Origin of the sequence: Pseudomonas soli, from assembly GCF_021283165.2 — a bacterium.
Taxonomy (GTDB): Bacteria; Pseudomonadota; Gammaproteobacteria; order Pseudomonadales; family Pseudomonadaceae; genus Aquipseudomonas; species Aquipseudomonas soli.
On record NZ_CP128543.1, the window covers coordinates 211,059 to 230,575 of the forward strand.

The 19,517-nt window shown below is 63.1% G+C and carries 16 protein-coding genes and 1 pseudogene; 11 read left to right on the forward strand and 6 right to left on the reverse strand.

The genetic code is table 11. The annotated features are described in order from the left end of the window. Positions 1–30 precede the first annotated feature (30 nt). Positions 31–483 (forward strand): YaiI/YqxD family protein, encoded by a 453-nt coding sequence (locus LU688_RS00890; protein ID WP_023630873.1) that lies wholly within the window; start codon positions 31–33, stop codon positions 481–483. Positions 484–572: 89 nt separating this feature from the next. On the opposite strand, the gene elbB is transcribed toward LU688_RS00890, so the two are convergent. After that, positions 573–1,241 carry an isoprenoid biosynthesis glyoxalase ElbB gene (gene elbB, locus LU688_RS00895; protein WP_094011619.1) on the reverse strand — a complete coding sequence of 223 codons (669 nt, stop codon included), beginning with the start codon at positions 1,239–1,241 and terminating at the stop codon, positions 573–575. A 113-nt stretch (positions 1,242–1,354) separates the two neighbouring features. Between elbB and LU688_RS00900 the strand changes: the two are divergent. Next, positions 1,355–1,981: pseudogene (locus LU688_RS00900) on the forward strand (sterol desaturase family protein); the annotation flags it as partial. A gap of 501 nt (positions 1,982–2,482) precedes the next feature. Here the strand turns inward: LU688_RS00900 and LU688_RS00905 are convergent. Next, positions 2,483–3,127, reverse strand: coding sequence for a DedA family protein (locus LU688_RS00905; protein ID WP_081941314.1), 645 nt, complete (start codon positions 3,125–3,127; stop codon positions 2,483–2,485). Between the two features lie 208 nt (positions 3,128–3,335). On the opposite strand from LU688_RS00905, the gene hemB reads away from it, so the two are divergent. After that, positions 3,336–4,346: a porphobilinogen synthase gene (gene hemB / locus LU688_RS00910; RefSeq protein WP_094011618.1), complete on the forward strand. Its 1,011-nt coding sequence runs from the start codon at positions 3,336–3,338 to the stop codon at positions 4,344–4,346. Positions 4,347–4,425: 79 nt separating this feature from the next. Continuing rightward, on the forward strand, positions 4,426–6,606 hold the full coding sequence (gene ppk1, locus LU688_RS00915; protein ID WP_371041541.1) for a polyphosphate kinase 1: 2,181 nt from the start codon (positions 4,426–4,428) through the stop codon (positions 6,604–6,606). On the opposite strand, the gene ppx is transcribed toward ppk1, so the two are convergent. Beyond that, complete coding sequence (gene ppx / locus LU688_RS00920) at positions 6,593–8,095, reverse strand: exopolyphosphatase (RefSeq protein WP_023630296.1); 1,503 nt, start codon at positions 8,093–8,095, stop codon at positions 6,593–6,595. The genes ppk1 and ppx overlap by 14 nt on opposite strands. Positions 8,096–8,339: 244 nt before the next feature. Between ppx and trxA the strand changes: the two genes are divergently transcribed. The 5 genes from trxA to LU688_RS00945 all read left to right on the forward strand — a co-directional run bounded on the left by trxA (position 8,340) and on the right by LU688_RS00945 (position 13,821). Continuing rightward, positions 8,340–8,669: a thioredoxin TrxA gene (gene trxA, locus LU688_RS00925; protein ID WP_094011616.1), complete on the forward strand. Its 330-nt coding sequence runs from the start codon at positions 8,340–8,342 to the stop codon at positions 8,667–8,669. A 310-nt stretch (positions 8,670–8,979) separates the two neighbouring features. Then, the gene (gene rho, locus LU688_RS00930) at positions 8,980–10,239 is read left to right on the forward strand and encodes a transcription termination factor Rho (RefSeq protein ID WP_011536308.1); all 1,260 of its coding nucleotides are present in this window, start codon (positions 8,980–8,982) and stop codon (positions 10,237–10,239) included. A 161-nt stretch (positions 10,240–10,400) separates the two neighbouring features. Then, positions 10,401–11,867: a 4-hydroxy-3-polyprenylbenzoate decarboxylase gene (ubiD, locus tag LU688_RS00935; RefSeq protein ID WP_023630294.1), complete on the forward strand. Its 1,467-nt coding sequence runs from the start codon at positions 10,401–10,403 to the stop codon at positions 11,865–11,867. After that, entirely contained in the window at positions 11,867–12,835 is a 969-nt protein-coding gene (locus LU688_RS00940; protein WP_038707150.1) for a CDP-6-deoxy-delta-3,4-glucoseen reductase, read from the forward strand. Before ubiD ends, LU688_RS00940 begins: the two co-directional genes overlap by 1 nt. A 335-nt stretch (positions 12,836–13,170) precedes the next feature. Beyond that, entirely contained in the window at positions 13,171–13,821 is a 651-nt protein-coding gene (locus LU688_RS00945; RefSeq protein ID WP_094011615.1) for a gamma-glutamylcyclotransferase, read from the forward strand. A 16-nt stretch (positions 13,822–13,837) separates the two neighbouring features. Here LU688_RS00945 and tcyN read toward each other — a convergent pair whose 3' ends face one another. Genes tcyN through tcyJ form a run of 3 tightly spaced genes read right to left on the reverse strand, consistent with a single transcriptional unit; the run spans position 13,838 to position 16,072 of the window. Continuing rightward, the gene (gene tcyN / locus LU688_RS00950; protein ID WP_094011614.1) at positions 13,838–14,599 is read right to left on the reverse strand and encodes an L-cystine ABC transporter ATP-binding protein TcyN; all 762 of its coding nucleotides are present in this window, start codon (positions 14,597–14,599) and stop codon (positions 13,838–13,840) included. A 1-nt stretch (position 14,600) separates the two neighbouring features. After that, entirely contained in the window at positions 14,601–15,269 is a 669-nt protein-coding gene (gene tcyL / locus LU688_RS00955) for a cystine ABC transporter permease (RefSeq protein ID WP_028689228.1), read from the reverse strand. After that, on the reverse strand, positions 15,266–16,072 hold the full coding sequence (gene tcyJ, locus LU688_RS00960; RefSeq protein ID WP_094011612.1) for a cystine ABC transporter substrate-binding protein: 807 nt from the start codon (positions 16,070–16,072) through the stop codon (positions 15,266–15,268). The genes tcyL and tcyJ overlap by 4 nt, the downstream gene beginning before the upstream one ends. 246 nt (positions 16,073–16,318) lie before the next feature. Here tcyJ and epsC point away from each other — a divergent pair, with 246 nt between their 5' ends. After that, positions 16,319–17,257, forward strand: a complete 939-nt coding sequence (gene epsC, locus LU688_RS00965) for a serine O-acetyltransferase EpsC (RefSeq protein WP_023630288.1) — start codon at positions 16,319–16,321, stop codon at positions 17,255–17,257. Positions 17,258–17,513: 256 nt separating this feature from the next. After that, complete coding sequence (gene betT, locus LU688_RS00970) at positions 17,514–19,475, forward strand: choline transporter BetT (RefSeq protein WP_167335944.1); 1,962 nt, start codon at positions 17,514–17,516, stop codon at positions 19,473–19,475. The last annotated feature ends 42 nt before the right edge of the window (positions 19,476–19,517 follow it).

The window sequence follows — 19,517 nt, forward strand, 5'->3', positions numbered from 1 at the left end:
AATGTCCGCCCGGAGCACAGGATTAATCTCATGCGTGTATGGATCGATGCCGACGCCTGCCCCAAGGCGGCCAAGGACCTGATCGTCAAGTTCGCCCTCAAGCGCAAGCTGGAGGTGGTGATGGTGGCCGGCCAGCCGCAGATCAAGCCGGCTTTCGCCTGCGTGCGGCTTATCGTGGTGCCCAGCGGCATGGACGCGGCCGACGACTACCTGGTGGACAACGCCGAGCCCGGCGAGCTGGTGATTTGCAGCGACGTGCCGCTGGCCGACCGCCTGATCAAGAAAGGCGTAGCCGCGCTGGACCCGCGTGGCCGCGAGTTCGACGAGCGCAACATGGGCGAGCGCCTGGCGGTGCGCAACCTGTTCACCGAACTGCGCGAGCAGGGGCAGGTGGGTGGCGGGCAGGCACCTTATGGCGAACGCGAGAAGCAGGCGTTCGCCAATGCCCTGGACCGGATTCTGGGACGGCTTTCCAAGCGTTGAGTACGTGGGGTTGCCGGTTCCCGCATGTGTAGGTGATCCTGTGGGAGCCGGCTTGCCGGCGATGGCCTGCGTAGCAGGCCTTCGAGGCCTTACTTGTCACCCTCGTGGGTCAGCTCCAGCACCCGATCCACCAACTTGTAGATGCCACCCGCCGCCTCGCTGATCGACTTGGCCAGCATGTACGCCGGGGTAGTCACCAGCTTGCGCTGGGTATCTTCGACGATGTCATGCACATCGCACTCTTCATGGGTGCCGCCCATCTTCACCACCGCCGCGCTGGTATCGGCGTCAGTGCCGATGGTGCAGACCACGCCCGGCCCATAGATCTTCGCCGCCAGGGCCGGCGAGATGCAGATCAGCCCGACCGGCTTGCAGGCGCCGGCAAAGGCCTCGGCCAGCGCCAGCACGTCCGGTTGCACGGTGCAGTTGGCGCCTTCGACGGCAAAGTTCGACAGGTTCTTCGCCGCGCCGAAGCCTCCCGGCACGATCAGGGCGTCGAAGTCCTCGACCTTGGCTTCGCGAATGTCCTTCACCTCGCCACGGGCGATGCGCGCCGACTCCACCAGCACATTGCGCGATTCGGGCATCTCTTCCCCGGTCAGGTGGTCGATCACATGCATCTGCGCGATGTTCGGCGCGAAGCACTGCACCTGGGCGCCGCGCTGGTCCAGGCGCAGCAGGGTGATCACGCTCTCGTGGATTTCGGCGCCGTCGTACACGCCGCAACCGGACAGAATCACCGCAACTTTTTTCGTCATGCTCAATACTCCAGTGTCGAGGCGCTAAATGTCCTCTAGTTTGGCAGATGTAGCCATGGGATTTGCCCCAGTGCGGGCCTAATCTTCGTGGACAACCTTGGAGGGGGCCGTTCATGGACCTGATTCTGCTGGCCGTGCCGTTCTTCTTCGTGCTGATCGCGGTGGAGCTGATCGCCGACCGCGTACGCGGGCGCCGCAACTACCAGCTTGCCGACTCGATCAACAGCCTGAGCACCGGTGCGCTGTCCACCAGCACCGGCCTTCTGACCAAAGGGGTGGGGCTGATCACCTATGCCGTGGCCTGGGAGCACCTGGCCTGGCTGCGGCTGCCGGCGGGTGCCTGGTGGGTGTGGGTGGTCGCTTTCGTGCTCTACGACCTCTGCTATTACTGGCTGCACCGCCTGGGCCACGAGCGCAACGTTTTGTGGGCCGCGCACTCGGTGCATCACCAGAGCGAGGAGTACAACCTCACCACCGCCTTGCGCCAGACCAGCAGCGGTTTTCTGTTTTCCTGGATCTTCTACCTGCCGCTGGCGTTGCTGGGCGTGCCGCCCCTGGTGTTCCTCACCGTGGCCTCGCTGAACCTGCTCTACCAGTTCTGGGTGCACACTCGCCATGTGCCCAAGCTGGGCTGGCTCGAGTGGATTTTCATTACGCCGTCCAACCATCGCGTCCACCATGCGCAGAATCCTCTGTACTTGGATCGCAACTACGGCGGCGTGTTCATAATCTGGGACCGGCTGTTCGGCACCTTCCAGGAAGAGGACGATCGCGAGCCGGTGATCTTCGGCGTGACCACGCCTTTGGCGAGCTGGAACCCGCTGTGGGCCAACGTGCAGTTCTACGCCCAGCTGTGGGACGACGCCCGGCGAACGGCCCGTTGGTGGGACAAGCTGCGTATCTGGTTCATGCCCACTGGCTGGCGGCCAGCGGACGTGACCGCCGCTTATCCACAGGCCAAGCAGGACCTCGCCGCGTTTCGCAAGTTCGCGATCCCGCTGGGCGGTGCACAGCAGTTGTACGTCACGGCGCAGTTCGCGGTCTACGTGGCGTTGGGCAGTTATCTGATGGAGATGGCGGACCAGGTGACGCCCGCAGCCCTGGCATTGGGCTGGACGGTAATGGCGTTCGGGCTGTTCGTGCTGGGCGTGGCGCTCGAGGATCGACCCTGGGCAGCGCGCCTGGAGCTGGCGCGCCTGCTATCGAATGCGCCAGCGCTGTACCTGGCCGGCGCGTTGGGCTTAGTGCTGGTCACGCCCCTGTTCTGGCTGCTGCTCCTGGGTTACAGCCTGCTCAGCCTCGGCGGCCTGGCCCTCTGCCGCCGCGCGACGCTCGGCGCGGCTGTTGCGAAAGCGCCGGCGCAGCCAGAGCGCGAGGCCCAGCACCAGCAGGCCGCCGAGCACCCATAGCTCGTATTTCTTGATGCTGCCCAGCATGCCTTCGAGTATGGCGCCGAAGTGATAGGCGGCCAGGCCCAGGGCCAGGGCCCAGACTGCGGCGCCGATGCCGTTGAGCAGCAGGTAGCGGCGTGGCGGGTAGCCGGACAGGCCGATGGCCACCGGCATCACCGTGCGCAGGCCGTAGACGAAGCGGAAGCTCAGCACCCAGATGTCCGGATGGCGGCGGATATGCTCCAGCGCGCGGTCGCCCATGGCTTGCCAGCGAGGCTTGCGGGCGAGGATCTTGCGCCCGTGGCGTCGACCCATGAAATACCACAACTGGTCACCGGCATAACTGCCACAGAAGGCCACCAGGACCACCAGCTTGATATCCATGTATTCGCGAAACGCAAGAAACCCTGCGAGCACGAGGATGGTCTCGCCTTCGAAGAACGTGCCGAGAAAAAGGGCAAAGTAGCCGAAATCGTTCAGGAATTGTTGAAGCATTTTCTGGCGTGCTGGCGAAATGAACGCGCAGCCTACCCCTTCGGGCGCGTTCGGGAAAGTGTCCAAATGTGTCTCGACGTGAACAATTCCTACAAGGACAATGACTGCGGCCACAAGTCGCAGGGTTGCCCTCGGGTGTCACACAGGCGTCATAATGGCCGCTTATAACTGTCGCGCTCGCCCGCCTGCGCGGGCTCAGGAGTCTGCCGTGAGCTTTACCCCCGCCAATCGTCTGTTTCCTGCCACCCGTCTGCGTCGCAACCGTCGGGACGAATTCTCCCGTCGTCTGGTTCGCGAAAACACCCTGACTGTCGATGACCTGATTCTTCCGGTATTCGTACTGGACGGCGAGGGCCGCCGCGAAGAAGTGCCGTCCATGCCGGGCGTCGAGCGCCTGTCGATCGACCTGCTGCTGGAAGCCGCGCAGGCTTGGGTAGAGCTGGGCATTCCGGCGCTGGCGCTGTTCCCGGTGACCCCGACCGAAAAGAAATCCCTCGATGGCGCCGAAGCCTGGAACCCGGACGGCATCGCCCAGCGTGCCACCCGCGCCCTGCGTGCCCGCTTCCCGGAACTGGGGGTGATCACCGACGTGGCCCTTGACCCGTTCACCACCCACGGTCAGGACGGCATCCTCGATGAGGAAGGCTATGTGCAGAACGACATCACCGTCGACGCCCTGGTGCGTCAGGCGCTGTCCCATGCCGAGGCCGGCGCCCAGGTGGTCGCCCCGTCGGACATGATGGACGGCCGTCTCGGCGCGATCCGTGAAGCCCTCGAAGTGGCCGGCCACGTCAACGTGCGCATCATGGCCTACTCGGCCAAGTACGCCAGTGCCTACTACGGCCCATTCCGTGATGCGGTCGGCTCGGCGCTGAACCTGGGCAAGGCCAACAAGGCCTCCTACCAGATGGATCCGGCCAACAGCGACGAGGCCCTGCACGAAGTGGCCACCGACCTTGCCGAAGGCGCCGACATGGTCATGGTCAAGCCGGGCATGCCGTACCTGGACATCGTTCACCGGGTGAAGACCGAGTTCAAGGTGCCGACCTTCGTCTATCAGGTCAGCGGCGAGTACGCCATGCACATGGCCGCGATCCAGAACGGCTGGCTCAGCGAAGCCGTGATCCTCGAATCCCTCACCGCATTCAAACGGGCAGGCGCCGATGGCATCCTGACCTATTTCGCCGTGCGTGCCGCTCAAATGATGAGAGGGCAGTAACGCTCTCCAGGAACGTCAGATGAATAACGAAGTGCTCAACCCTGTCGCGATCAAGGATGCCCAGGCCGTGCCCGAAGAAATGGTGCAGACCCCGCCCGACCTGCCGGCGGTAGCGCAGCCGGAACCTGTCGCTGAAGCCGCCCCGGCCCCTGTGCCTGCGCCGGCCCCGGCGATCGCCGTGCCGAGCCTGGACGACAGCAGCCTGTACATTCATCGCGAGCTTTCGCAGCTGCAGTTCAATATCCGCGTGCTGGAGCAGGCGCTGGACGAGTCGTACCCGCTGCTCGAGCGCCTGAAGTTCCTGTTGATCTTCTCCAGCAACCTGGACGAGTTCTTCGAAATCCGTGTGGCGGGCCTGAAGAAGCAGATCAACTTCGCCCGCGAACAGGCCGGCGCCGATGGCCTGCAGCCGCACCAGGCGCTGGCGCGGATCAGCGAGCTGGTGCACCTTGAAGTGGATCGGCAGTACGCGATCCTCAACGACGTGCTGCTGCCGGAGCTGGAAAAACACGCCATTCGCTTCATCCGGCGCCGTTACTGGACACCCAAGCTCAAGACCTGGGTACGACGCTTCTTCCGCGACGAGATCGCGCCGATCATCACCCCGATCGGCCTCGACCCGACCCACCCGTTCCCGTTGCTGGTGAACAAGAGCCTGAACTTCATCGTCGAGCTCGAGGGTGTCGACGCCTTCGGCCGCGATTCGGGCTTGGCGATCATCCCGGCACCGCGCCTGCTGCCGCGGGTAATCCGGGTGCCGGAAGACGTCGGCGGGCCTGGCGACAACTATGTGTTCCTGTCGTCGATGATCCATGCCCATGCCGATGACCTGTTCCAGGGCATGAAGGTCAAGGGCTGCTACCAGTTCCGCCTGACCCGTAACGCCGACCTGGCGCTGGACTCGGAAGAGGTCGACGACCTCGCCCGTGCCCTGCGCGGCGAGTTGTTCTCGCGCCGCTACGGCGATGCCGTGCGCCTCGAGGTAGCCGATACCTGCCCCAAACACCTCTCCGACTATCTGCTCAAGCAGTTCAGCCTGAGCGAGAGCGAACTGTACCAGGTCAACGGCCCGGTCAACCTGACCCGTCTGTTCAGCATCACCGGGCTCGACAGCCACCCCGAGCTGCAGTACACGCCGTTCACCCCGGCGATCCCCAAGCTGCTGGTGAACGCCGACAACATCTTCAGTGTGATCGGCAAGCAGGACATCCTGCTGATGCACCCGTTCGAATCGTTCACCCCAGTGATCGACCTGCTGCGTCAGGCCGCCAAGGACCCGCACGTGCTTGCCGTGCGCCAGACGCTCTATCGCTCGGGTGCCAACTCGGAGATCGTCGACGCCCTGGTGGACGCGGCGCGTAACGGCAAGGAGGTCACGGCAGTGATCGAATTGCGCGCACGCTTCGACGAAGAGTCCAACCTGCAGATGGCCAGCCGCCTGCAGGCCGCCGGCGCGGTGGTGATCTACGGGGTGGTCGGTTTCAAGACCCACGCCAAGATGATGCTGATCCTGCGCCGCGAGCAGGGCGAGATCGTCCGTTACGCACACCTGGGCACCGGCAACTACCACGCCGGCAACGCCCGCCTGTACACCGACTACAGCCTGCTGACCTCCGACGACGCCCTCACCGAGGACGTCGGCAAACTGTTCAGCCAGTTGATCGGCATGGGCAAGACCCTGCGCATGAAGAAGCTGCTGCACGCGCCCTTCACCCTGAAAAAGGGCATGCTCGACATGATCGCCCGGGAGACCCAGTTCGCCCTGGAGGGCAAGCCTGCGCACATCATCGCCAAGTTCAACTCGCTGACCGACGCCAAGATCATCAAGGCGCTGTACAAGGCCAGCCAGTCGGGCGTGCGCATCGACCTGGTGGTGCGTGGCATGTGCTGCCTGCGTCCGGGTATACCGGGGGTGTCGCACAACATCCATGTGCGCTCGATCATCGGCCGCTTCCTCGAGCATACCCGGGTGTTCTACTTCCTCAATGGCGGCGAGGAGCAGATCTACCTGTCCAGTGCCGACTGGATGGAGCGCAACCTCGACAAGCGTGTCGAGACCTGCTTCCCGGTGGAAGGCAAGAAGCTGTTGCTGCGGGTCAAGAAGGAGCTGGAAGGGTACCTGACCGACAACACCCAGGCCTGGACCCTGCAACCGGACGGGCGCTACGTGCGCAGCACCCCGACCGGCAACCAGAATCCGCGCAGTGCCCAGGCGACCCTGCTGGAGCGCCTGAGCAACCCGGTCCTCAACGTACGCTGAGAACGAAGCCGACCCGGGCCAGCCACTCCGCCTCGTTGGCGAAGTCGGCCTGGGTCAGCTGGTTTTCTTCCAGCCAGTTTCCAGGGAAGATCACTTCCAGGCTGTTGTCGCCGGCCTGCAGCACCACTTTCGGCATCTGCTGGGTGCCGCGGATGTGATGGAAGAGGATGGCGAAGCGCAGCAGCACGCACAGGCGGATCAGCTTGATGCCTTCGTCGCCGAACTCGGCGAACTTGTCCTTGGGAATGTTGCGGCGATGGCCGCGCACCAGCAGGGCCATCATCTGCTGGTCCTCGCGGGAGAAGCCGGACAGGTCGGAGTGCTCGATCAGGTAGGCACCGTGCTTGTGGTAGTGGTAATGGGCGATGTCCAGGCCCACTTCGTGCACTTTCGCCGCCCAGCCAAGAAGATCGCGCCAGTTGCCGTCCTCGAGGTCCCATGCCTTGGCCACTTGGTCGAAGGCGTGCAGCGCCTTGCGCTCGACCCGTGCGGCCTGGCCCTGGTCGACGTGGTAACGCTCCATCAGCGAGTTCAGGGTGCGCTCGCGCACATCTTCGTGATGGTGGCGGCCCAGCAGGTCGAACAACACGCCTTCGCGCAGGGCACCGTCGCAGTGTTCCATACGCTGCAGCTCCAGCGCATCGAAGATCGCCTCGAGGATGGCCAGGCCTGCGGGGAAAATGGTTCGGCGATCGGGCTTGACCCCTTCGAAGTCGATCTTGTCGGTCTCGCCCAGCTTGAACAGCTTGCGCTTGACCCAGGCCAAGCCCTCGGCGTTGACCTCGCCATTACCCAGTCCGCCGGACTTGATGGCGGCGCCGATGGCGCGGATGGTCCCGGACGAGCCGATGGCCTCATCCCAGGTCAGGCGGTGCAGGGCGTTCTCGATGCTCATCAGCTCCAGGCGCGCGGCGGTGTAGGCCTGTGCGTAGCGCGCCGGGGTAATCTTGCCGTCGCGGAAATAACGCTGGGTGAAGCTGACGCAGCCCATTTGCAGGCTTTCGCGCAGCAGCGGCTCGAAACGCTGGCCGATGATGAACTCGGTGCTGCCGCCGCCGATGTCGGCAACCAGGCGCTTGCCCGGGGTGTCGGCCAGGGTGTGGGACACGCCCAGGTAGATCAGGCGCGCCTCTTCACGGCCGGAAATGACCTCGACCGGGTGGCCGAGGATGGCCTCGGCGCGCTGGATGAATTCGTTGCGGTTGCGTGCTTCGCGCAAGGCGTTGGTGCCGACGATGCGCACCGCGCCCTGGGGCATGCCGTTGATCAGCTGGGCGAAGCGCTTGAGGCATTCCAGTCCGCGTTGCATGGCTTCTTCGCTGAGCTTGCGCTCATCGTCGATGCCGGCGGCGAGCTGAACCTTTTCTCCAAGCCTTTCGAGGATGCGGATTTCCGTATGATGGGCCTTGGCCACGACCATGTGGAAGCTGTTGGAGCCCAGGTCGATGGCGGCGATCAGAGACAGGTTCTTCGCGGTGGTATGCGGCATGGTCTGGAGGTTCTCGGTCGTTAACCCGGCAATCGTGCCACGATCGTGGTCCTACGCCAACGAGCGGCACTGCAAGGCTTGATGCATGGCAATGTCATAGCAATGTTATGACCGTGATATGACAGTTTCGATTCGTGGCGTCTTGCACAACTATAGTTACACTCAATCGTCTGTGGCTTCCTGTCGCGCCTGGGTGCGGCTATGATGGGCAACGTTTTTTTGTGCTTACGACCTGGAGATATCCATGAGCAGCGATCTTATCAAACATGTCACCGACGCTACCTTCGAAGCCGAAGTCCTGCAGGCTCAAGGTGCGGTACTGGTCGACTACTGGGCTGAATGGTGCGGTCCATGCAAGATGATCGCTCCGGTTCTGGACGACATCGCCACTGAATACGAAGGCAAGGTGACCATCGCCAAGCTGAACATCGACGAAAACCAGGAAACCCCGGCCAAGCACGGCGTGCGTGGCATCCCGACGCTGATGCTGTTCAAGAACGGCAACGTCGAGGCCACCAAGGTCGGCGCGTTGTCCAAGTCGCAGCTCAAAGCGTTCCTCGACGCCAGCCTGTGATGTGAAGAAGCCCCGCAAATGCGGGGCTTTTCTTTATCTGTTGTAGGTGGTTTTCCTGAGGGCTGGCGAGCCCCGGCCTTGCGGCCATCCAGTCGGATGGCCCCGTAAAACACTGGCCAAAACCACTAGACGTCGAAAAAAGCAAGTGTTACATTCGGCCTCGCACTGCTTCTCCAGTGCCCTCTGCACGCCGTCGCCGAAGCATCCCTAATTCGAATCAGTACGCGATCCTGTCGCCATCTAGCGGCGCGGCCTCATTAAGCCAACTGCTTAATTTTTCCCTTCCTTACATGATTACGTCACTCCCCTTATGAACCTGACAGAACTCAAGCAAAAGCCGATTACCGATCTTTTGGAAATGGCCGAACAGATGGGCATCGAAAACATGGCCCGTTCGCGCAAACAGGACGTGATTTTCGCCCTGCTGAAAAAGCATGCGAAAAGCGGCGAAGAGATCTCGGGTGACGGCGTGCTGGAGATTCTCCAGGATGGTTTCGGTTTCCTGCGTTCGGCGGATGCCTCTTACCTGGCCGGCCCTGACGACATCTACGTTTCGCCCAGCCAGATCCGTCGCTTCAACCTGCGCACCGGCGACACCATCGTCGGCAAGATCCGCCCACCGAAGGAAGGCGAGCGTTACTTCGCGCTGCTGAAGGTCGATACCATCAACTTCGACCGTCCGGAAAACGCGAAGAACAAGATCCTGTTCGAAAACCTGACGCCGCTGTTCCCGAACAAGCGCCTGAAGATGGAAGCCGGTAACGGCTCCACCGAAGACCTCACCGGTCGCGTCATCGACCTGTGTGCCCCGATCGGCAAAGGCCAGCGTGGCCTGATCGTCGCACCGCCGAAAGCCGGTAAGACCATCATGCTGCAGAACATCGCGGCCAACATTACCCGCAACAACCCCGAGTGCCACCTGATCGTCCTGCTGATCGACGAGCGCCCGGAAGAAGTGACCGAGATGCAGCGCACCGTGCGCGGCGAAGTGGTCGCCTCGACCTTCGACGAGCCGCCGACCCGCCACGTGCAGGTCGCCGAGATGGTCATCGAGAAGGCCAAGCGCCTGGTCGAGCACAAGAAAGACGTGGTCATCCTGCTCGACTCCATCACCCGTCTGGCGCGTGCCTACAACACCGTGATCCCGAGCTCTGGCAAGGTGCTGACCGGTGGTGTCGATGCCCACGCCCTGGAGAAGCCGAAGCGCTTCTTCGGTGCCGCCCGTAACATCGAGGAAGGCGGTTCGCTGACCATCATCGCCACCGCGCTGGTCGAGACCGGCTCGAAGATGGACGAAGTGATCTACGAAGAGTTCAAGGGTACCGGCAACATGGAGCTGCCCCTGGACCGCCGCATCGCCGAGAAGCGTGTGTTCCCTGCCATCAACATCAACAAGTCCGGTACCCGCCGCGAAGAGCTGCTGACCGCCGACGACGAACTGCAGCGCATGTGGATCCTGCGCAAGCTGCTGCACCCGATGGACGAAATCGCCGCCATCGAGTTCCTGGTCGACAAGCTCAAGCAGACCAAGACCAACGATGAGTTCTTCCTGTCGATGAAGCGCAAGTAAGCTTCCCGGCCAGGTACTGAAAGGGGCTGCTTTGCAGCCCATCGCCGGCAACGCGGCGATGGGATCGCGAAGCGGCCCCTTTTCATTTTTTGCCCCCAAACAAGGCGTGAACGGCGCTACACTCTGCACCCCGACCGATACGCCCAACACGAGGCCTTTGCATGCAGTATCGCGATCTGCGCGACTTCATTCGTGGCCTGGAACAGCGCGGTGAACTCAAGCGCATCCAGGTTCCCATCTCCCCAGTTCTGGAAATGACCGAAGTCTGCGACCGCACGCTGCGCGCCAAGGGCCCGGCCTTGCTCTTCGAAAAGCCCACTGGGTTCGATATGCCGGTGCTGGGCAACCTGTTCGGCACCCCCGAGCGCGTGGCCATGGGCATGGGCGCCGAGTCGACCGAAGAGCTGCGCGAGATCGGCAAGCTGCTGGCGTTTCTCAAGGAGCCCGAGCCGCCGAAGGGCCTGAAGGACGCCTGGTCGAAGCTGCCGATCTTCAAGAAGGTCGTGTCCATGGCGCCGAAGGTGGTCAAGGACGCGGTATGCCAGGAAATCGTGGTCGAAGGCGATGACGTTGACCTCGGCCAGCTGCCGATCCAGCACTGCTGGCCGGGCGATGTTGCGCCGCTGATCACCTGGGGCCTGACCGTGACTCGCGGGCCGAACAAGGAACGCCAGAACCTGGGCATCTATCGCCAGCAGGTGATTGGCCGCAACAAGGTGATCATGCGCTGGCTGAGCCACCGCGGCGGGGCGCTGGACTACCGCGAATGGTGCGAGAAGCATCCTGGCCAGCCGTTCCCGGTAGCCGTGGCGTTGGGCGCGGACCCGGCGACCATCCTCGGTGCCGTGACCCCGGTCCCGGACACGCTTTCCGAATACGCCTTCGCTGGCCTGTTGCGTGGCAATCGCACCGAACTGGTCAAGTGCCGTGGCAACGACCTGCAGGTACCGGCTACCGCCGAGATCATCCTCGAAGGCGTGATCCACCCCGGCGAGATGGCCCCGGAAGGCCCGTACGGCGACCACACCGGCTACTACAACGAAGTGGACAGCTTCCCGGTGTTCACCGTCGAGCGCATCACCCACCGGCAAAAGCCGATCTACCACAGCACCTACACCGGCCGGCCGCCGGATGAGCCGGCGATTCTCGGCGTGGCGCTGAACGAAGTGTTCGTGCCGATCCTGCAGAAGCAGTTCCCCGAGATCACCGACTTCTACCTGCCGCCGGAAGGCTGCTCGTACCGCATGGCGGTGGTGACCATGAAGAAGCAGTACCCGGGCCATGCCAAGCGCGTCATGCTGGGTGTGTGGTCGTTCCTGCGACAGTTCATGTACACCAAGTTCGTTATCGTCACCGACGACGATATCAACGCCCGCGACTGGAACGATGTGATCTGGGCCATCACCACGCGCATGGACCCCAAGCGTGATACGGTGATGATCGACAACACCCCCATCGACTACCTCGACTTCGCGTCGCCGGTATCGGGGCTGGGGTCGAAGATGGGCCTGGACGCCACGCACAAATGGCCGGGCGAGACTACACGCGAATGGGGCCGGGTCATCGTCAAGGACGAGGCCGTCACCCGCCGTATCGATGAGTTGTGGGACCAGTTGGGAATAGATTGATGCAGGTAACCTTGCAGCCTTCCGGGGCGGTACTGGCGGTCGAACCGGGTGAAAGGATTCTGGATGCGGCACGGCGCCTGGGCTATGACTGCCCGAGCAGCTGCCGCAACGGCAACTGCCATGTATGTGCCGCGCTGCTGGTGGAAGGCAGTGTTCGCCAGGAAGGCCAGGTGCGCGATCACGGTGAGCTGTTCACCTGCATCGCCGAGCCGCTGGAGGACTGTGTGTTGCTGTGGGATGGTGTGCTGGCCCTGGGCGAGCTGCCGCTGCGCAAGCTGGCCTGTACCGTGACCGAGTGCGTCGAGATCGGTGGCGATGTCTGGCGCGTGCGCCTGCGCGCGCCGGCCGGCAAGCCGCCCCGCTACCACGCCGGGCAATATCTGATGATCGAGCGCGAGGGTATGGACAAGGCGGCTTTTTCGCTCGCTTCGGCGCCCCACGGTGGGCGTGAGCTGGAGTTGCATGTGCTGGCCCGCGAAAGCAGTGCCGTGCAGTTGATCAAGCAGTTGCAGCGCAATGGCCTGGCCCGCATCGAACTGCCATTTGGTGATGCTCACCTGGCGGAGTTGCCGGATGGCCCGCTGGTACTGATCGCCGCCGGGACCGGCATGGGGCAGATGCACAGCCTGATCGAGCACTGCCGGGCGCAGGGCTTCAAGCACCCGGTGCACTTGTACTGGGGTGTACGCCGGCCTGAAGACTTCTACCAGATCGAGCACTGGGCTGAGTGGGAGCGTCTGCCGAACCTGTTCCTGCACAAAGTGGTCAGCGATCTGTGCGGTTGGGAGGGGCGCTGTGGCCTGCTCCACGAAGCGGTATGCGAGGACATCGGCGACCTGAACCAGGTGCATGTCTATGCCAGTGGCTCGCCGAACATGGTCTACGCCACCCTCGATGCATTGGTCGAGGCCGGCATGGATGCCCACCGCATGCGGGCTGACGTGTTTGCCTACGCGCCACGCGGCTGAAGTCACCCGGCACGCTGCAAGGGAGTGTCGGGTTTAATAACCAAGTTTTTTCTGTTGGTTACATGGTGGGGATTGTTACCGGTGCGGGTAATAAGTTTCGCTATACTCGGACTATTAGTTTCCGTTCAGCGGATGCTTTAATGAAATCCTGTTTTCGGGGTTGAGTGCAAAGAGCGATTTGCCTTACGTTAGGCGCCAGGTAAATCGCCGGGCAAGCCCGTTCCCATGCGATCCTGGCGGGCCTTTGTGGAAGCGGGCTTGCTCCGCGATAGCATCCGAACAGGCACGGCAATACCTGCACTTTGGTAGTTCTCAGGAATTAATGGCGGCAGCTCATGTCGACGCTTGAAAGTTCATCCTGGCAAATAGCCTATCCGCCGTCACTCGACTTCGGGCAGCAGTTGACCCGTGAACAACTGCAGTGTTCGATGCAGGAAACCATGTCCCAGCACGAAGGCGGCCCGGTCTGGCTGTTTGCCTATGGTTCGCTGATCTGGCGCCCCGAATGCAACTCGGTCGAGCGGCAGCGGGCGCGGGTGCATGGTTATCACCGCGGCCTCTACCTGTGGTCCCACGAACACCGTGGTACACCGGAGTGCCCAGGCCTGGTGTTCGGCCTGGACCGTGGCGGCTCCTGCAGCGGCTTTGCCTTCCGTCTGGACGAAACCAACCTGCACGACTCGCTCATGGCCCTGTGGCAGCGTGAGATGCCGTTCCCGGCCTATCGTCCGCATTGGCTGAGCTGCCGCCTGGGCGATGGCAGCAAGGTGCAGGCGCTGGGTTTTGTGCTGGAGCGGCACCTGCCGTGCTACGCGGGCAACCTGCCGGACACCCTGCTCAGCCAGATCCTCGCCAGCGCCAAGGGGCGCTACGGCACCACGCGCGATTACGTGGAGCAGACCCTCAACGCCCTACGCAGCCACCAGATGCCCGATCGCAACCTGGAAGCGCGCTTCAGGCGTTGCCACAACCTGCGCGAGGTGTGAGCCCCGCGCATCGGCTTCACTCCTGGCCGGCGGCGGTGCCGAGGAACTTGCGCAGGAACTGGCGTGTGCGCTCTTCCTTCGGGTTGGCGAACAGTGCCTTGGCCTCGCCCTGCTCGACGATCACGCCCTTGTCGAAGAAGATCACCCGGTTGGCGACATCGCGGGCGAAGCTCATCTCGTGGGTGACGATGATCATGGTGCGCTTTTCCTCGGCCAGGCTACGGATGGTCTCCAGCACTTCACCGACCAGTTCGGGGTCGAGCGCCGAAGTGGGCTCGTCGAACAGGATCACTTCCGGCTCCATGGCCAGGGCCCGGGCGATGGCCACCCGTTGCTGCTGGCCGCCGGACAGGCGCCTGGGGTAGGCGTCTTCCTTGCCCGCCAGGCCGACCTTGGCCAACAGGCGCCTGGCCAGCTCGATGGCCTTGTCGCGGGGCGTCTTCTTGACGATCACCGGCCCTTCGATGACGTTTTCCAGGGCGGTGCGGTGCGGGAACAGGTTGAAGTTCTGGAACACGAACCCGGCCTGTTGGCGCAGGCGGCGGATAGCACCCTGTTGGCCGCCGAGCGGACGGTTGGCATCGATGCTGATATCGCCGATCTGGATGCGCCCGGCATCGGGGGTTTCCAGCAGGTTCAGGCAGCGCAGGAAAGTGGTCTTGCCCGAGCCGCTGGGGCCGATGATGGCCACCACTTCGCCGGGCTGCACGCTCAGGTCGATGCCGTTGAGCACGGTCTGGCCCTTGAACTGCTTGGTCAGGCCTTCTACTACGATCATCTCAGTGCTCCTGGTCGTGCTGGTTGACCCGCGCTTCCATGCGGTTCTGGAAGTGCGCCAGGATGCTGCAGAGGATCCAGTAGACCACCGCGACAGCCAGGTACATGGTGAAGACCTCGAAGGTCCGTGCGGTGATCAGCTGTGCCTGGCGGAATAGCTCGGGCACCTGGATGGTCGCCGCCAGGGCGGTGTCCTTGACCAGCGAGATGAAACTGTTGCCCAGCGGAGGCAGGGCAGTGCGCAGGGCTTGCGGCAGGATCGCCCGGCGCATGGCCTGGGTGCGGGTCATGCCGATGCTGGCTGCGGCTTCCCACTGGCCACGGTCGATCGAGGAGATTGCCGCGCGGAGGATTTCGCAGACATAGGCCGCCATGTTCAGTGACAGGCCGATCAGCGAGGCGGGGATCGGATCGAGCTCGATGCCGATCTGCGGCAGGCCGAAGTAGATCACGAACAGCTGCACCAGCAGCGGCGTGCCGCGGAAGAACGACACATAGATGCGCGCCAGCCAGTCCAGCGGCAGGATCTTCGACAGCCGCATCAGCGCCAGGGCAAAGCCCAGCACCAGGCCGAAGAACATGCCACCGACGCTGAGCAGCACGGTATAACCCGCACCCTTCAACAGGAAGGGCGCGGAATCGACAACGAGTTGCAGGCTTTCAGCGATCATTTGGTGACATCGGCACCGAAGTATTTTTCGGACAGCTTGGCCAGCGAGCCGTCGGCCTTGAGCTTGTCGATGGCCTTGTTCAGCGCATCGAGCAGTTCAGGTTCGCCTTTGCGCAAGGCCACGCCCGATTCCAGCTTGGAGAATTTCTCGCCAGCGAGTGCGGTCGGTTTCTTGTCCTTGGCGGTTTTCTGGACGTACTCGAGTGCAGCCAGGCGATCGATCAGGATGGCGTCGATACGACCGTTGCGCAGGTCGGCGAACTTGGTCGGGTCATCTTCGTAGGTGCGCACATCGGCTGTCGGCACATCCTGTTTGACCCATTGCTCATAGTTGGTGCCCAGGCCGACACCGACCTTCTTGCCACCGAGATCGGCGGCAGTCTTGATGTTTTTCTCGTTGTCACTGCCCTTGAGTACCAGGGCCTGAATGCCGGAAACGGTGTACGGCTCGGAAAAATCGTACTTCTTCTTGCGATCCTCGGAGATGGTCACCTGGTTAATCACCACGTCGAGGCGCTTGGATTCCAGTGCAGCGAGGATGCCGTCCCACTTGGTCGGCTGGACCTTGGCCTTGACCCCCAGCTCCTTGGCCAGCAACTCGGACAGCTCGACCTCGAAGCCGGTCAGCTTGCCGTTTTCGTCCTGGAAGCTGAACGGTGGATAGGTGCCTTCCAGGCCGACGTTGATCACGCCTTTTTCCTGGATGGTCTTCAACTGCTCGCCGGCAAAGGCCTGGCCGAGCAAGCCGGCGCCGAGCAGGAGCGCCAGGCTGGCGTTGAGAAGGGGTTTGGCGAATTTGGTCATGGCATGCCCCGCGCTTGTTGTGGAAGTAGTGAGGTGGCGACTATAGAGGTGGGCTTCATAGGCCGGGAAATAATAAAAAATCAGGTTATTATTCCAAATCTGCAAATTGCAGCGGCTTATACCCGACTTAGCTCAGGATGGAATAAAGCGTTGTTTTTTCCAAGAGGCAGATTTGACGTATCGTGTTTTGCACCTCCTTGTAGGAGCGTATGCATACCGAGAAAGCCGCCTGGCAGGAGAAACACCGTGAGCGAACAACCATCAACCGGGCACTGGCAGTTGCAGGGTATCGTCAGTGGCCTGCGCAACGCCCGCGAGCAGTGGCGCAGCAGCAATGGCCGCAGCAGCGGCGAGCAGGGCGGGCGCGAACTGCCGTCGCGCGAGGCGCTGCGGCAAATCCTCGAGCAGCTTTGCGGCGCGCTGTTCCCGATGCGCCTAGGGCCGGTGGACCTGCGCGAGGAGAGCGAGGACTTTTATGTGGGCCATACGCTCGACGCTGCGCTGACCGCGCTGTTGGCCCAGGCACGCCTGGAGCTGCGCTATGCGGCGCGTCATGGCAAGACTGATGTGATCGATGTCGATACCCACGCCCTGCGTCTGATCCAGGACTTCGCCGCAGCCCTGCCGGCGCTGCGCGTGCTGCTGGACACCGACGTACTCGCCGCCTACCACGGCGACCCGGCGGCGCGCAGCGTAGACGAGGTGCTGCTGTGCTACCCGGGCATCCTGGCGATCATCCACCACCGGCTGGCCCATCACCTGTACCGGGCCGGCCTGCCGCTGCTGGCGCGGATCAGTTCGGAGCTGGCGCACTCGGCCACCGGCATCGATATCCATCCCGGTGCGCAGATCGGCCCTGGCTTCTTCATCGACCACGGCACAGGCGTGGTAATCGGTGAGACCGCGATCATCGGCGAGCGGGTGCGTATCTACCAGGCGGTGACCCTGGGCGCCAAGCGCTTCCCCAGCGACGAGTCCGGCACCTTGCACAAGGGCCTGGCGCGGCACCCGATCGTCGAGGACGACGTGGTGATCTACGCCGGCGCGACCATCCTCGGGCGTATCACCATCGGCAAGGGTTCGACCATTGGCGGCAACGTCTGGCTGACCCGCAGCGTGCCGGCTGACAGCAACATTACCCAGGCGAACCTGCAGCTCGATTGCGAGGGCAAGAAAGCCCTCTAGCTCTAGGCTTATGAGGCGTGGCGGCGGGACTTCCCGCCACCACCTCGATCACGCCCTGGAGCGGCATCGGGTCGCATTGAAATCCAATCCATGTTTAACTTGAACGCTTGTTCAACGAAAAACGCTGGTCCATTGCCGGTGTTCAAAAGGAGGAATCGCCTTTGCTGAACCCGTTCAATCCGAACCTCACGTCCCGTGACGAGGTGCCCGTTCAATGAGTGCACCGACCCCCGACCTTGCCAACGGCAAGATCCGCATGAACCCCCCCGTGTTCTATTTCGCGGCAAGCTTCATCCTCATTTTCGGCTTGATCGTCATCGCTCAGCCCCAGGCTGCCGGCGAGTGGTTGCTGGCAGCGCAGAACTGGGCGGCCAACACGGTCGGCTGGTACTACATGCTGGCCATGACCCTGTACCTGGTCTTCGTGGTGGTCACCGCCTTGTCGGGCTACGGCAAGATCAAGCTCGGCGCCGACCATGACGAGCCCGAGTTCAGCTACCTGTCCTGGGCCGGCATGCTGTTCGCCGCCGGCATCAGCATCACGCTGTTCTTCTTCTGCGTCTCTGAACCTCTGACCCACATGCTCCAGCCGCCCCAAGGCGAGGCGGGCACGGCCGAGGCCGGGCGCCAGGCGATGCAGATCCTGTTCCTGCACTGGGGCCTGCACGGCTGGGGTGTGTTCGCCTTCGTCGGCATGGCGCTCGCCTACTTCGCCTACCGCCACAACCTGCCACTGGCCCTGCGCTCGGCGCTGTACCCGCTGATCGGCAAGCGCATCAACGGGCCGATCGGCTACGCGGTGGATGGCTTTGGCATTATCGCCACGGTATTCGGCCTGGGCGCCGACATGGGCTTTGGCGTGCTGCACCTGAACGCAGGCCTGGACTACCTGTTCGGCATCAGCCACAGCCAATGGGTGCAGGTGATCCTCATCACCCTGATGATGGGCGCGGCCGTGGCCGTGGCGGTCGCCGGGGTGGAGAAGGGCGTGCGGGTGATGAGCGACATCAACCTGTTCCTGGCCTGCGCGCTGCTGCTGTTCGTGTTGTTCGCCGGGCCCACCCAGCACCTGTTCAACACCCTGATCCAGAACCTCGGTGACTACCTTGGCGCCCTGCCACGCAAGAGCTTCGATGTGTACGCCTACGGCGAGCAGCGCGACTGGCTGGGCGGCTGGACGGTGTTCTACTGGGCCTGGTGGATTGCCTGGGCGCCGTTCGTGGGGTTGTTCATCGCCCGTATCTCGCGGGGCCGGACCATCCGCGAGTTCGTCTTCGGCGTGCTGCTGATCCCGCTGGGCTTCACCCTGGCGTGGATGTCGATCTTCGGTAACAGCGCCCTTGACCAGGTGATCAACCACGGCATGACCGCGCTCGGCCAGTCAGCCCTCGACAACCCGTCGATGAGCTTGTACCTGCTGCTGGAAACCTACCCGTGGAGCAAGGCGGTGATAGCCGTGACGGTGTTCATCAGCTTTGTGTTCTTCGTCACTTCGGCCGACTCCGGCACCGTGGTGCTGTCGACGCTGTCGGCCAAGGGCGGTGGCGCCGACGAGGACGGCCCGAACTGGCTGCGGATCTTCTGGGGGGCGATGACCGCGCTGATTACCAGCAGCCTGCTGTTCGCCGGCAGCATCGATTCGCTGAAGTCGGCGGTGGTGCTGACCTCGCTGCCGTTCTCGCTGATCCTGCTGTGCATGATGTGGGGGCTGCACAAGGCCTTCTACCTGGAAAGCCAGCGGCAGATCGCGCAGATGCATTCGCTGGCGCCGTTCGCCCAGTCCCGGCGTGGGCGTGGCGGTTGGCGCCAACGCCTGAGCCAGGCGGTGCACTTCCCGTCTCGGGACGAGGTGTATCGCTTCATGGACGACGTGGTGCGCCCGGCGATCGCCGAAGTGCGCGAGGTGTTCGAGCAGAAGGGCCTGGTGCTGATCACCCAGGACGACCCGAGCCACGACAACGTCAGCCTGAAGATCGGCCATGGCGAGGAGCAGCCGTTCATCTACCAGGTGCAGATGCGCGGGTACTTTACGCCGTCGTTCGCCCTGGGCGGGCTGGGCACCCAGGACTTGAAGAACCGCCGCTACTACCGTGCGGAGGTGCATCTGTCCGAAGGCAGCCAGAACTACGACCTGGTGGGCTACAGCAAGGAGCAGATCATCAACGACATCCTCGACCAGTACGAGCGGCACATGCAGTACCTGCACCTGGTCAGGTAGATCGCTGGCGACGCTATGCGGCCCTTTCGCAGGCTCCCACAG